Source organism: Pseudoalteromonas ardens (assembly GCF_030125445.1).
Lineage (GTDB): Bacteria > Pseudomonadota > Gammaproteobacteria > Enterobacterales > Alteromonadaceae > Pseudoalteromonas > Pseudoalteromonas ardens.
Genome location: NZ_JASJUV010000015.1, coordinates 11,901 through 27,722, shown reverse-complemented (window position 1 = coordinate 27,722; position 15,822 = coordinate 11,901). Strand labels below are relative to the sequence as shown.

At 53.7% G+C, this 15,822-nt stretch carries 2 protein-coding genes; both read left to right on the top strand.

The genetic code is table 11. The features are described from left to right. The first annotated feature begins 14 nt into the window (after positions 1-14). Positions 15-5,795, top strand: a complete 5,781-nt coding sequence (locus QNM19_RS24390) for a non-ribosomal peptide synthetase (RefSeq protein WP_284027311.1) — start codon at positions 15-17, stop codon at positions 5,793-5,795. Continuing rightward, positions 5,795-15,757, top strand: a complete 9,963-nt coding sequence (locus QNM19_RS24385) for a non-ribosomal peptide synthetase (protein ID WP_284027310.1) — start codon at positions 5,795-5,797, stop codon at positions 15,755-15,757. Before QNM19_RS24390 ends, QNM19_RS24385 begins: the two co-directional genes overlap by 1 nt. The last annotated feature ends 65 nt before the right edge of the window (positions 15,758-15,822 follow it).

Genomic DNA, 15,822 nt, shown 5'->3' with positions numbered 1-15,822 from the left:
CCAGTGCACAGGGGCTGACGCCTTTCATGTTACTGCACGGGGCCTTGTCGCTGTTGCTATCCAGACACAGTAATGCCCGGGACATCGTCATCGGGACACCGGTGGCCAACCGCATGCAGGCCGAGCTGGCACCACTGATTGGCTTCTTTGTTAACACCCTGGTGCTGAACGTCAATACTGACCAGCCGAGCCTGGCAGACTACCTGGCCCATGTAAAAGCCGTCCATTTAGGTGCTCAGTCACATCAGGATGTGCCGTTCGAGCAGCTGGTTGAACAGCTGAATGTGCCCCGCAGCAGTGCCTATACGCCACTGTTCCAGGTGATGCTGACAACCCGTACCGACTATGCAGTCACGGAGCAGGTCAGTAATCAGGGCTGGTCTTTAGGCGAGGCGCAGCTGAGCCCGCTGGCTGAGGATGCGGTGATTGCCAAGTTTGACCTGGACATCGACCTGACACTGAGCGATGCCGGGGTAGAGATGTGCTGGACCTACGATAAGGCTTTGTTCAGCGCAGCCCGGATTGAGACGCTGAGCCGTCATCTGGGTACCTTACTGACAACCCTGGCACAGCAGGCACCGGCCACTTTGCTGGCGCACGCTCCGGATACCCTTGCGATGTTGTCGGCAGCCGAGCAACACACGCTGCTGTTAACACTGAACGACAACGCACTCAGGTATGACACCACGCAGAGTATTCATGGTTTATTTGAACAACAGGTGCAGCGTACACCGCAGGCAACGGCACTGATTTTTAACGAGCAGCACATCAGCTATGAGGTGCTGAACCAGCGCGCCAATCAGCTGGCGCATTATCTGCTGAGCGAACATCGGGTGACACCGGAAACGCCGCTGGGCGTGTGCAGCAGCCGCTCGGTTGAGATGGTGGTGAGTATCCTGGCGATATTAAAAGCCGGAGGGGCGTATGTGCCGCTGGACCCGAGCTATCCGGCCAGCCGGTTAGGCTATATCGCCAAAGATGCCGGGCTGACACACATTCTGGCGTATGACGCGGGTCTGCCGGTTGCACAGGCGCTGATGGCGGAGCAGGGCGGCAGTGCCGTGGATATTGCGACGCTGACACTGAGCGCTTATGCGCAGCACAATCCGGCGCTGACGGCCCTTGGCGGGGATAAGCTGGCCTATGCCATCTACACCTCAGGGTCGACTGGTCAGCCTAAGGGGGTGGCCATCAGTCACCGCAATGTCAATGCACTGCTGAGCTGGGCCGACACAGAATACAGCGGTGAAGATTATGCGCGGATGCTATGCAGCACTTCAATCAACTTTGACCTGTCGGCCTTTGAACTGTTTTTACCTCTGACCCGTGGTGGCAGCTGTGTGCTGGTCGACAGTGCCCTGAGTCTGCTGACGACGCCGGTGGAGGTCACATTAATTAATACGGTGCCCTCCGCGATTAAAGCCCTGCTGGAGCAGGGAGGCATTCCGGCCGGTGTACGGGTGGTGAACCTGGCAGGCGAGCCGCTGGGTCGCGACGTGGTGAATCAGTTACTCGCCGGTGAGCACTGTGAGCGGGTGTATAACCTCTACGGTCCGTCAGAAGACACCACTTATTCAACCTGTGCGCGCTTTACTCAGCCTCTGGACGAAGCACCGAGTATCGGACGGGTGATTAACAACAGTCAGGCGTTCATCCTCAATGACAAGCTGGCGCTGCTGCCGTATGGCACCACCGGGGAGCTATACCTGGGCGGTGACGGGCTGGCGCGGGGCTATCTGAATCAGCCCCAGCTGAGTGCCGAGCGCTTCATCGACAATCCATTTTATGATGCCAAGGTGGCAGGCAGCTCAAAGCGCCTGTACCGCACCGGCGACTTAGTGCGCTATCAGGCGGATGGCAACTTAGCTTTTGTGGGACGCGCAGACGATCAGGTGAAGATCCGGGGCTTCCGGGTAGAGCTGGGTGAGATAAGCGAGCAGCTGAGTCGTCAGGCGGCCATCGACAGCGCAGTGGTGCTGGCGAAAAGCGGCGCCAACGGCCTGTATCTGGTGGCTTATATTCATCCGACTCAGACACTGGACGAGGCTGAGCACACCGACTTCATCACAGCTGCACTGACGAGCTTGGCAGCGTGTTTACCGGAATACATGGTGCCGAGGCTGGGTCAGGTGGTCCCTGAGTGGCCGCTGACAGCCAGTGGCAAGATCAACAAAAAGGCGCTGCCGGAGGTGGATGCCACCGCACTGCAGGGCCGTTACGTAGCGCCGCAAACAGACACAGAGCAGGCGGTATGTGAGATTTGGGCACAGCTACTCAATGTAGAAGCTGGCCAGATAAGTACACAGACAGACTTTTTCGAGCTGGGCGGACATTCACTGCTGGTTGTCAAGCTGGCCGCTGCATTGCGCGCCGAGCTGTCGGTTGAGCTACCAGTGAAAACGCTGTTTAACGTTACCACCTTAGCTGAGCAGGCCAAAGCCGTTGAAGCCCACCAGGGACAGGCGATACGTGCAGAGATCACTGCCCAGCCCAGAGTTATGCTGGCAGACCCGCAACTGGGTCAGCACAGTCTGCAGCCACTGTCTTTTGCTCAGCAGCGCTTATGGTTTATCGATCAGCTCAACCAGGGCTCGGCGCAATACAATATGCCGGCGGCCTTTCATGTTCAGGGCGAACTGAACCTGACTGTGGTTGAGGCTGTGCTGCAGACCATTGTTGACCGTCATGAAGTACTCAGAACCGTGTATCGCGATGATGCTCAGGTGATCCGCCAGCAAGCTTCGTTTGAGCTCAGTTATGAGGATGTCCGCATGCTGAGTGAGACGGCGCAGCAACAGGCGATTGCCGGGGCGATGACGCAGCAGCTGAGTCAGCCGTTTGACCTCAGCTGTGAGGTGATGATGCGTGCAGGCTATATTCAGACCTCACAAAGCAGCGGAGTGCTGTTGTTCAACATGCATCATATTGCCTCAGATGGCTGGTCAATGCAGGTACTGATCAAAGAATTTGCTGCACTTTACCTTGCCTACAGTCAGGGACAGGAGAATCCGCTGGCACCTTTGACTATTCAGTATGCAGATTACGCGCAGTGGCAACGAACCTATTTAGAAGATGGCGTGCTAGACGAGCAGCTGGGTTACTGGCAAAAGCAACTGGCACAGTTGCCGGCAGTACACAGCCTGCCTCTGGACCACCCTCGTCCAGACGTCAAGCAGCATCAGGGTGGCCAGGTTAAAACTACACTCAGTACTGAGGTCGCTCAGGGCCTGGCGGCGCTGGCAAAAGCGCAGGGGCTGACACCATTTATGTTACTCCATGGTGCGCTGTCATTGCTGCTATCCAGGCACAGTAATGCCCAGGACATTGTGATTGGCACGCCGGTAGCCAACCGCATGCAAGCAGAGCTTGCCCCTCTGATTGGCTTTTTTGTCAACACGCTGGTGCTGAATGTAAACACCGCGCAGGCCACTTTGGCGGATTATCTGGCGCACGTTAAAGCAGTTCATCTGGATGCCCAGTCAAACCAGGATGTGCCATTTGAGCAGCTGGTAGAGCAGCTTAATGTGCCACGCAGCAGTGCTTATACACCGCTGTTTCAGGTGATGCTGACAACCACCACGGATTATGGGGTCACAGATCAGTCGATAGACAACAATTGGTCGCTAGGCGACGCACAGTTGAGCCCCCTGGATGATGACGCCGTGATTGCCAAGTTTGATCTCGATATAGATATGGCGCTGAGTGATACCGGAGTGGATATCTGCTGGACCTATGACAAGGCGCTGTTCAGCCAGGAGCGGATTGAGACCCTGAGTCGTCATCTTTGCACATTGCTGACAACCCTTGCGCAACAGACGACTGAGATATTACTGGCACAGGCACCAGGCGCACTCACCATGCTGTCAGGAGCAGAACAACACGAGTTGCTGGTGACCTTTAATCAGCAGGTAGAAAGCTTTGATGCGACACAGTGCATCCACACGTTATTTGAACAGCAAGCCCTGGCCACGCCGGACGCCACTGCACTGGTCTTTGAAGAGCAACATATTAGCTATGGTGCGCTGAACCAGCGCGCAAATCAACTGGCGCACTATCTGCTGAACGAGTGTCAGCTGACGCCAGAAACTTTAGTGGGTGTGTGTAGTAGCCGCTCGGTAGAGATGGTGGTGAACATTCTGGCGATACTGAAAGCCGGGGCTGCCTATGTACCGCTCGACCCAAGCTATCCGAACAGTCGCCTGAGTCATATGGCATCAGATGCGAAGCTGCAACACATTCTTGGCTACGACACTGGTCTGAGTGTGGCTGCTGGACTGATGACAGAGCTTGGCGGCAGAGCCATAGATATTGCGTCGCTTGACCTCTGTGGATATCCGCAGGACAACCCTGCTCAGGTAGAAGTGTCCGGTAACAATCTGGCCTATGTCATATATACCTCAGGCTCTACCGGAAAGCCCAAAGGGGTTGCAGTAGAGCATAGCTCGCTGGTCAATTATCAATGTCACTGTCGCACGCAATATGAGCTGACCGCTGAAGATGTGATGTTGCAGTTCTCAACCATGAGCTTCGATATTTTTGTTGAAGAGTTGTTTGGGGCCTTGTGTCAGGGGGCCTCTCTGGTACTGCGTAATGAAGAGTGCCTTGGCAGCGCTGCGGCGTTCAACGCATTTTGTAGTGCGCATCAAGTCACGGTAATGAGCCTGCCAACCGCGTTCTGGAAGCAAATGACCGATATGGAGGGGGCATTTGCCATTGCAACACTGCGTGCGGTGATCATCGGTGGTGAAGCGATGGGGCAAACGCATATGGAACGCTTCTTTAGCGCAGCACCCACAGTGACTTTGTTCAACAGTTACGGACCGACAGAAGCAACGATAACGGCGACCACATCGCGTTTGCATGCGGCGTCGAGCACTGAGTTTGTCACCATAGGCAAGGCGAACGTCAATAACACCTTACTGGTACTCAATGAAGACGGTGGATTAGTTCCTAAGGGCAGTGAAGGCGAGTTGTACATTGGTGGACCAGGTGTAGCGCGAGGTTACCTGAATCAACCTCAGCTCAGTGCCGAGCGGTTTATCAGTAACCCTTATGCTGATCAGTGTTTGGCGATAGAGGCACCGCGCTTATATCGCACCGGCGACCTGGTGCGTTACACCGACCAGGGGGAGCTGATCTTTATTGGCCGTAACGACGACCAGGTGAAGCTACGAGGATTTCGTGTGGAACTGGGTGAGTTGAGCGGGATTTTAGCGCAGCAACCTCAGGTTCAGGATGCCGCTGTAACTGTCTTTAAGGTTGATACAGAGCAGCACCTGGCCGCTTACCTTAAGTTGCATGCGAGCGATTCCGAAGCCGATCCACAAGACACCTTGCAGGCGATCCGCAATCAGCTGGCAGAGCAACTGCCACAGTATATGCAGCCTGGCAGCCTGAACATTGTCGATGAACTGCCGCTGACAGTGAACGGCAAGCTAGATGTGGCTGCTTTGCCTGAGCCCAAGCTCAATATGCAACAAAGTGAATACTGTGCCCCAACGACTGAGCTGGAGCACCAACTGGTTGCAATCTGGGCACAGTTACTGTCCCGCGAAGCGCAGGACATTGGGGTCACAACCAGCTTCTTTAATCTCGGCGGACATTCACTGCTGATCTTAAAAGCCGTCTCTCAGATCCAGACACAATTTGAAGTATCTCTGACGGTACAAACCATTTTTGAAAACGACACGGTAGCCACACTGGCTGCCCAAATCGAGCGCCAACGCAATCAACAAGCATTAAAACAACAAATTAACGATGCCAGCGCAGACCAAATTGAAAGGGTAGAATTCTAATGAACACACAAGCAATTATCGATCAATTAACTCACAACCAAATCCTACTTTCTGTCAATGGCGACCGTCTTGCGGTGGAGGCCAAAAAGGGCGCATTAACCCCGGAGCTGGCCAGCCTGATCCGTGACAATAAGCCAGCGCTGATGGAGTATCTGTCACAGCAGCAAGCGCCGCTGGCGGCTGTGAACCCGATTCAGCCTGTGGTGCGTGAAGCCGGGAAAAGCTATCCCTTGTCTTCTGCGCAAAAACGTTTCTGGTTTATCGACCAGCTGCGCGGTGGCTCCAGTGATTATCATATGCCGCTGGCATTCACCCTGACCGATGCGGTGTCCATGACACACCTGGAGAGCGCGCTGAATCATGTGTTGAAAAAGCATGAAATCTTGCGCAGTCGCTATGTGTTGGCAGCCGATGGTGCTGCTGAGCAGCAACTGAGCGACGAGTCGATCAGCATTCGCTATCATGACAGTGCTACCTGCGATGAACAGACGTTTAAAGCGGACATCCAGGCCTGCATCGCGGCCCCCTTTGCACTGGACAGCGACCTGATGATCCGTGTTGATCACTTCCGCACCCCTGACGCACTGCACGCAGATGCCTTGCTCATTATCAATATTCACCATATTGCTTGTGATGCCTGGTCTTTGGATATTCTGAAACAAGATTTGATGACCGCGTATATGCAGTTGCAAGGGGGTATGCAGCCTCAGGCGGAGTTGCCTCTGCAGTACCTGGATTACGCCAGCTGGCAACAGGACTGGCTGAACGGTGAGCAATGCGCACAGCAAACCGATTACTGGCGCAACAAACTGGCGGGTATGGCGCAGTTACACAGTTTGCCGCTGGATCATGCGCGTCAGGCAGATAAAGCCAACTTTGGTAAGTTATACAGTGAAGCGCTGCCTGCTGAGCTGGTGCCCGTGTTGCACCGCATTGCCAGGGAATACAAGTTAACGCCCTTTATGCTGCTACACAGCGCGCTGGCACTGGCGCTCTCTCAGTATGGTCAGTATCAGGATGTGGTAATGGGCACCACGGTCTCCAATCGTGACAGCGAACAGTTACACCCTATGATTGGGTGCTTCCTGAATCGACTGGTACTGCGTTTGGATACCGACAGAGCACAGTCGCTGTCTGATTATCTGAAGCAGGTTGCACGCACGCATATAGAGGCGCAGAACAATCAGTTGCTGCCGTTTGATAATCTGGTTGAAGCGCTGGATATCAACCGAGCTGCTAACTACAGCCCGTTATTCCAGATCCAGTTTACACTGGGCTCTGAGCTGGGCGAACTCTCAAGCCAGGATGCAGCTATGCTGAGCAATGCCGGATTTGCAGGCTTTGAGCTGAGTAAAGAGACCGTCGTGGTGCGTGGCGACCTGGATATTCATGCCCGTGTATCTGAACAGAACATGGTCATTGACTGGTCGTATGACAACGAATTATTCGATACTCAAACCGTTGCCACGCTGAGCAGTTTGTTTCAGCAGATCTGCCGCAATCTGACCCAGGCATATCAGCAACAAACCATCACGACAGCCTGTGTTACCGATGTGATGTTTAATCAGCCTCAGACTTTGTATACTCAGGCGGGTGAGTGTCGTCTGGATGATGCCACAGGCTTGATTGAGCGCTTTGAGCAGCAGGCAGCGTTGACACCGGATGCGATTGCCGTGCACAGTGACACTGAACAGCTTAGTTATGCGCAGCTTAATGCGCAGGCGGCTAAACTGGCTGACTGTTTGCAGGAACAGGGCGTTGAGCCCGGCGATCTGGTGGGCGTGTGTATGCCACGCAGTGCTTGCCTGATGGTGAGCTTACTGGGCGTACTCAAAGCCGGGGCAGCTTATATTCCGTTTGAACCCAGCAACACCAAAGCCCGTAACCAGCAAATCATCACTGATGCCGCTCTGGAGTGGGTGATTGTCAGTGACGCACTGGCCGCCCGAGTTCCCGATGCCGGGGTTGATCTGCTGTTACTGGAGCAGGATGTTACTGATGCAAACTGGCTCAGTGGCTATGATGCCGAATTTTGCGCGGAAACGGTTGCCCATGACAGCCCCGCGTATGTGATTTACACCTCAGGTTCCACCGGCACCCCCAAAGGCGTCGAGATCAGCCACCGGGCCCTGATGGATTATTTGAACTTTGCCCTCAAAGGCTACTATGCCGACCACCTCAACGGCTCACTGCTGGTGACATCACACGGTTTTGATATTGGTGTTCCGAGTTTGTACTTACCGCTCTTAAGTGGTGGCAGTGTACAACTGCTGGATAATCAGGAGCTGTTACCGGCTCTGAGTAAAGCCCTGAATAAAGCGGATGAGCCACGACTGGTGCGGATGACGCCGCATCATGTGGAAGGGGTACTGGCCTTGCAGGAAGCACCGCTTGCAGGCGTGCAGCACGTGTTTGTGATTGGCGGTGAGCGCTTTGAGCGCGATGTGGCACTGGCCTTACAAACCCAGTTCCCGGACAGTCAGGTATTCAACCACTATGGTCCGTCTGAGGCCACGGTAGGCTGTGTGATGTATGACATCAGCGCCAATCAGGCCGACTTACCGGCGGAGCTACCCATTGGCCGGGCCATGGACAACACCTATGCCTATGTACTGGATGCGCAGCTTAACGCCCTGCCACAGGGGGCCCGGGGTGAGTTGTTTGTCGGCGGGCCGTGTCTGGCCACAGGTTATGTGAATAACCCGACGCTGAGCGCCGAGCGCTTTATTGAGAACCCGTTTTATGACCCCAGTGATGCGACCAGCCCGGCACGTTTGTATCGCACCGGCGATCAGGTGCGCTATCAAAACAGTGGCGAGCTGATGTTTTTAGGGCGCATAGACGAGCAGGTTAAGATCCGGGGTTTCCGGGTGGAGCTGGGTGATATCAGCAGCCAGTTGCAGCAAATCACGGGCGTTGAATCGGCTGAGGTGTTGTGTAAAACCCTGGCCACCGGCCCGGAGCTGGTCGCCTATATTAAGGCGGAAAACTCGGCGCAGCTGGGCGCTCTTTTGAGTGACTGCGAGCGTCTGCTGGGTGAGCAGTTACCGGCCTATATGGTACCGGCCCACTTTGTCGGGCTGCAACACTGGCCGCTGACAGCGAACGGTAAACTTGACAAAAAAGCACTGCCGGACCCGCAGGAAAAAGCCGCGGCCCAGCACGTTGCGCCACGCACAGCAACGGAGCAGCAGCTGGTTGAGCTGTGGTCTTCATTATTAAAGTTAACGCCGGAGCAGATAAGCGTAGACAGCAGCTTCTTTAAGCTGGGTGGACATTCTTTGTTGTCGGTGCGTTTAGTGGCGGCAATCAAACAGGCCTTCGGGGTTGAATTCAGTATCAGCGAGTTGTTCGAACATGCGAGCATCGCCAGCCAGGCGCAACAGGTCGAGCATAAACAGGCGCAGGGAGGGAGCACCGCACAGCGTATAGAAGTGCAGGCTCGTCCGGAAGATGGTCGCATGGCCGCATCCTTTGCGCAGCAACGACTGTGGTTCATCGACCGCTTACAGGGTGGCTCGGCGCAATACAACATGCCAGCTGCGTTTGAAGTGAGCGGTGAGCTGGACCTGAACGCTGTTGAGGCAGCACTGAACACCATAGTTGCGCGTCACGAAGTACTGCGCAGTTCATATTCAGAGGTGCAGGGAGAGATCTATCAACAGGCACAGGCTCCTTACGGTTGTCAGGTTGAGCGTTTCGATCTCAGTACCCTAGAGGTGTCGGCGCAGGCTGAAGCTTTAGAGCAAAACCTCATCACCTTTAGTCAACACGCCTTTGTGCTGCAAGAGGCGCAAATGTTATCGGCGCGCTATCTGATCTTGTCGGATCAAAGCGGTGTGCTGGCGTTGAATATGCCGCATATCGTATCAGACGGCTGGTCAATGCAATTACTGGTCAAAGAGTTTACGGCCCTGTATACGGCGCATCTGTCTGGTCAGCAGGCCCAACTGGCACCCCTGCCCATTCAGTATGCTGATTATGCCCACTGGCAACGCAATTGGTTGGCAGGAGATGCAGGGGTAAGTCAGCTGGACTACTGGAAAAAGCAATTAGATGGTGTACCAACTGTGCATGGTTTACCGCTACAGGGACGCCGTGGGGAGATGAAAAACCACACTGGAGAGTCACTGGAGATGGCCTTGTCTCAGTCAGTCAGTCGCCGTCTGACCGAGCTGGCCAGCACCCTTGAGATCACTCCGTTTATGTTGTTACACGGCGCGCTGGCGATTGTGCTTTCACGTCACAGCAACAGCCATGATATTGTGATTGGTACCCCGGTGGCCAACCGTCAGCATGCTGATTTGACGTCGCTGATAGGGTTTTTTGTTAACTCACTGGTACTGAGATTGAACACCAGTGACAAAACCCTCGCGGCTTTCTTTGAACACGTTAAACAGACTCATATTGCTGCGCAGGAAAATCAGGATATTCCATTTGAGCAGCTGGTTGAGCACCTGGACATAGAAACCAACACCAGCCAAAGCCCGCTGTTTCAGATTATGTTGCTGACGGACAACGATTATGGTCTGGATGCACCCAAAGCTCAGTCTACGCGACTGGGTGATGCGCAACTTAAGCCGATAGAAGATCCACAGGTCACAGTGAAGTTTGATCTGGACATTTTTATGTCAGTCAACGAGCACGGCGGCAAACTGAAAATCAACTTCGATAATCACTTATTCAGTGCGCAATACATTGACAGCTTAATGAGTCACCTGGCGAATACACTGACTAATCTGGCACAGGCTGATATGACTGAGCAATCGGTGGCACGTTTGCCGATGCTGAGTGAGCAACAGAGCCAGGAGCTGATCTTTGGCCGCAACCAGACACAGCGTAGTTATGATGATGAGGCCTGCATTAACAGCATTTTTGAGCGTCATGTTGCGGCACAGCCTGACGCACCGGCGCTGCAATTTGGTGAGTCTGTGCTGAGCTATCAGGCGCTGAACGATCGTGCAGAGCAGCTTGCCAGCTATTTGGTTGCGCAGCACCAAATCGTACCTGATACGATAGTCGGCCTGTGTATGGAGCGCTCGGCAGACATGATCATTGCGATGCTGGCTATCCTTAAAGCGGGCGGTGCTTACTTACCGCTGGATCCGGATTATCCGATGGAGCGCCTGGAGTACATGGTCGATGACGCCAAAGTCGCTCAGATCTTAAGTTATGGTCGGGGTGTTGAAGTGACTGACGCACTGTGTCAGGACAGAGACATCGCTAACCTCAATGTCAGCAACCTGTCAGAGGCCGCAGCGTCAGACGAACAGCCGCTGGGAATCCTTAAATCGAATCACTCGCTGGCCTATGTGATTTATACTTCAGGTTCAACGGGGCGTCCAAAAGGCGTGGGGCTGAGCCACAAAGGTGCGGTGAACCTTGCTGCCAATCAGCAGGTGCTGTTCGATATCACGCCTGCCAGTCGGGTATTACAATTTGCATCAATCAGCTTTGATGCCGCGACCTGGGATTGGGTCATGGCTCTACTTAATGGCGCCACCCTGGTGATCTGTGATGAGCAGGCTCGCACCGAAGGGGGTAAGTTAAGTGAGGTACTGAAACAACAAGCCATTACGCACGCAACCTTGCCACCGGCCTTGTTGAGCACCATGGCGTTACAAACAGACTTAGCTCTGCAGTGTCTGATTGTGGCGGGTGAAGCTTGTGAAGAACAGGTGGTCGAGCGCTGGAGACGCCATTATCGCTTCTTTAATGCCTATGGCCCATCGGAGACCTCCGTTTGCGCTACGGTGGGTGAAATTACGGATAACAGCATTCATATCGGGCGTCCTTTGTATAATGTGCAAACCCTGATTTTGGATGAACATCAAAGTCTGGTGCCATTTGGCTGTGCCGGTGAGTTGTATGTTGGTGGTGACGGCCTGGCACGCGGTTATCTGAATCAGCCACAGCTGACGGCTGAGCGTTTCATTGACAATCCTTTTTATGATGCCAGTGTGCCCGGCAGCTCTGAGCGTTTATACCGAACCGGCGACCTGGTGCGTTATCAGGCCGATGGTAACCTGGCCTTTATTGGCCGTACCGATGACCAGATCAAGATCCGCGGCTTCCGTGTTGAGCTGGGTGAAATTGCCCAGCAGCTGAGTCAGCAAGCGGGTGTTGAATCTGCCCTGGTGGTTGCTAAGACAGGCGCCATCGGCACCTATCTGGTTGCTTATTTGCAGCCAGCTCAGGCCGTTAGCGAGCTATCTGACAATGAATTTACTCAAGGTGCATTGGCCGAACTGGCCAGTCAGGTGCCTGACTATATGGTGCCCAAGTTGGGTGTGGTGGTCGCTGAGTGGCCTTTGACAGCCAACGGTAAAATTAATAAAAAGGCGCTGCCAGAGGCAGATACCATGGCATTGCAGGGTGAATATGTGGCACCAGCCTGTGAGACTGAACACGCCATTTGCCAGATCTGGGCTGAGTTGCTGGACATGGCACCGGAAACCATCAGTACCACAGCGAACTTCTTCCACTTAGGGGGCCACTCGCTGTTATCTGTCAGGCTGGCTGCGGGACTGCGCGAGCAGCTGGGTGTCGAGCTGCCAGTGAAAACCCTGTTCAATGCTGCAACGATTGCAGAGCAGGCGACAGAAATTATGACTCGCCGCGGACAAGCGGTGCGTGAAGGCGTTAAAGCCCTGCCCAGAATCACCATGCAGGATGAGCAACTGGGCCAGTATAGTGCATTGCCACAGTCGTTCGCCCAGCAACGCTTATGGTTTATCGATCAGTTACACAGTGATTCGGCACAATACAATATGCCGGCAGCTTTTGAAGTTGAAGGGGAGCTGGAATTGGCCGTGGTTGAAGCGGCACTGCAAACCATCATTGCCCGACATGAAGTGCTCAGAACGGTGTATCGTGATGGTGAGCACGGTGCTGAACAGTTGATCCTGGATGAGGCGCAATTTAGTCTCAGTTATGAAGATGTCCGTATGTACAACCCGGCACAGCAACAACAGGCGATTGCCGGGGCGATGGCACAGCTACTAAGTCAACCGTTTGATTTGACGAAAGATGTGATGGTGCGTGCGGGGTATCTGCATACTTCACAGAGCAGTGGGGTGCTGTTGTTTAACATGCACCATATTGCTTCTGATGGCTGGTCTATGCAGGTGCTGGTAAAAGAGTTTGTTGCCTTGTATCAGGCCTATAGTCAGGGTCAGGGCAACCCGCTGGCACCGCTGACCATTCAGTACGCCGATTATGCACAATGGCAGCGGGCATACTTGAGTGAGGCAGTGCTGGAGCAGCAACTGGGATATTGGCAGCAACAGCTGGCCGATGTACCACCGGTGCACAGCTTGCCTTTGGATCACCCTCGTCCTGAAGTGAAACAACATCAGGGTGCGCAGGTAACAGGCTCGCTCAGTAAAGAGGTTGCACAGGGGCTGGCCACACTGGCCAAAGCCGAAGGACTGACGCCGTTTATGCTGCTGCATGGGGCGCTGTCATTGCTGTTATCCAGACACAGTAATGCACAGAATATTGTGATAGGTACCCCGGTTGCCAACCGTACTCAGGCAGAGCTGGAGCCATTAATAGGCTTCTTTGTTAATACCTTAGTGCTGAATGTCAATACTGATCAGGCGACGTTGGCAGAGTATCTGGCACATGTTAAGAACGTGCACCTCGATGCTCAGTCAAATCAGGATGTGCCGTTTGAGCAACTGGTTGAACAGCTCAATGTGCCACGCAGCACGGCACATACGCCGCTGTTCCAGGTCATGTTGCGCACTCAGACAGATTATGGTCTGAATACGGGGATGGATGAGTCGGTGTTGTCTCTGGGGGATGCGCAGTTGAGCCCACTGGCTGAGGACTCCGTGGTGGCCAAGTTTGATCTCGATGTGCATATGGCGCTGAGCGAGTCGGGCGTCGATATCTGCTGGACTTATGACACAGCTCTGTTCAGTGCGGCGCGTATCGAGACCCTTAACCGCCACTTGGGTGAGCTACTGAGCGTACTAACGGCGTCTGAGCCGCAAGAGGTGCTGACCAGGGTGCCGGGCACCCTTAACATGCTGTCACAGGCAGAGCAGCAAGAGTTGCTGGTATCACTGAATCAAACAGAGCAAGACTATGACACACAGCTGTGCATCCATACTTTGTTTGAGCAACAGGCACAGCAGCAGCCGCAGGCGATTGCCCTGACAGGACCGCAGCGCACCTTGAGTTATGAGGCACTGAATACGCTGAGTAACCAGTTCGCGCATCATCTGATTGACCAGTATGGGATTGCACCGGGGCAGCGTGTCGGAATTTGTGTAGAGCGTTCGGAGTATATTCTGGTCACTATGCTGGCAGTGCTCAAAGCCGGTGCAGCCTATGTGCCCTTTGATCATCACAACACGCTACATCGTAATCAACAGATCATAGACGATGCGCAGTTAGACGTGGTGTTTACCGACCCTGAGCGTATCGCAACCTTGCCGCAAAGCTGTGCACGTCTTGAGGTCGCGGCACTTGAGGCTCAGCTGAGCGACCAGGGTAAGCGGGATAACCCACAACAGACTGTCAGTGCCGGTGATCTGGCCTATGTTATCTACACGTCTGGCACCACGGGTAAACCAAAAGGCGTTCAGCTGCGTCACTCCAATGTGTGTGACTATTTACAGTCGGTACAGTACAGATATTATGCGCAGCCGCAGTCGTCATTACTGGTTACGTCTTATGCCTTCGATATCAGCGTACCTAGCTTATTCCTGCCGTTGATCAGCGGTACATCGGTCAATATTCTGGCTGGCGAAGCGCGCTTTGAAAGCATGAAACATGAATTGCAGGAGCAGCCTTACTTGCTGCGCATGACACCGCATCACGGTAAAGCCCTGATAGCCTTTATGGGCGAAGCGGTTTGTCAGCTGACTCACACCTTCGTGATTGGGGGAGAAGCCTTCCCGCTGGAACTTTATGATCAGCTGCAGGCGAAATTTCCAAACAGTGTTATCTACAACCATTATGGTCCGACAGAAGCAACCGTCGGGGCAATTGCACTGAATGTCACGGCTCAGCGTGACCAAATCGGTGCCACTATGCCCATAGGTCGACCGCTTCCAAATACCAAAGTATATATACTAAACAAAGAGTTAGGGCTTGTTCCAAAAGGCGCTATGGGTGAGCTGTATATTGCCGGCCCAAGTGTTTCTAAAGGGTACCTTAATCGCGAAGAGCTAACTCAAAAGAGCTTCGTTGTCAATCCATTTGAAGACGAAAATTCGCAATATAACCTGATGTATAAGACAGGTGACTTGGTTCGGTATATCGGCGAAGATTATCTCGAATATTGCGGACGTGTTGACGAGCAAATCAAGATCCGAGGCTTCAGAATTGAAGTGGGTGATATTGAGAGTCAGTTGTTGCAATTGCCTGAAGTCGATTCTGCTGTAGTGCAGGCGAAAGAGTTGGCCGGGCAGCTGCAGTTGGTGGCTTATGTCAAATTTGATCTCATGCATGAGATCAAATTTGCCTCGAGTGAGTCGCAGCTTCAGGATAATGAGCGCAAGCTGGCAGCAATCAAGCGCAGCCTGGCGGGTCAATTGCCTGAGTATATGTTGCCCAGTCAGTATCAGGTGATGACTGACTGGCCATTGTCGGCAAACGGTAAGCTGGATAAGAAAGCGCTGCCGGTACCATCGCTAACTGAACTCTCCTCAGTGGCGGTGCAGCCGGTCAGTGAGACAGAAGTGCGCCTGGTGCAGATTTGGTCTGAGGTTTTGCAAACCTCGGAGGAGCACATCAGCGTGGTTGAGAGCTTCTTCTCACTGGGAGGCAACTCTTTATCCTTGATGTTGTTGCTGAATAAATTGCGCAGCGAATTTGGTGCAGCATTGCAACTGCGTGAGTTGTACCAAAGTTCAGACATTCAGAGCATGGCCAAGCGCATTGAGCACCTGCTGTGGATGGAACAAGACGATGATGATGAGTATGAGGGGGAGCTACTCGTACTTTAAATTGATTTATCGGTGCGTCATGGGAGTCATGGCGCACCGACTTATAATGACAAAAAGGAACCCGT

Bases quoted from the DNA above. Each gene is read 5' to 3' on its own strand.
- QNM19_RS24385 (WP_284027310.1), top strand. From the start codon at position 5,795: ATGAACACACAAGCAATTATCGATCAATTAACTCACAACCAAATCCTA.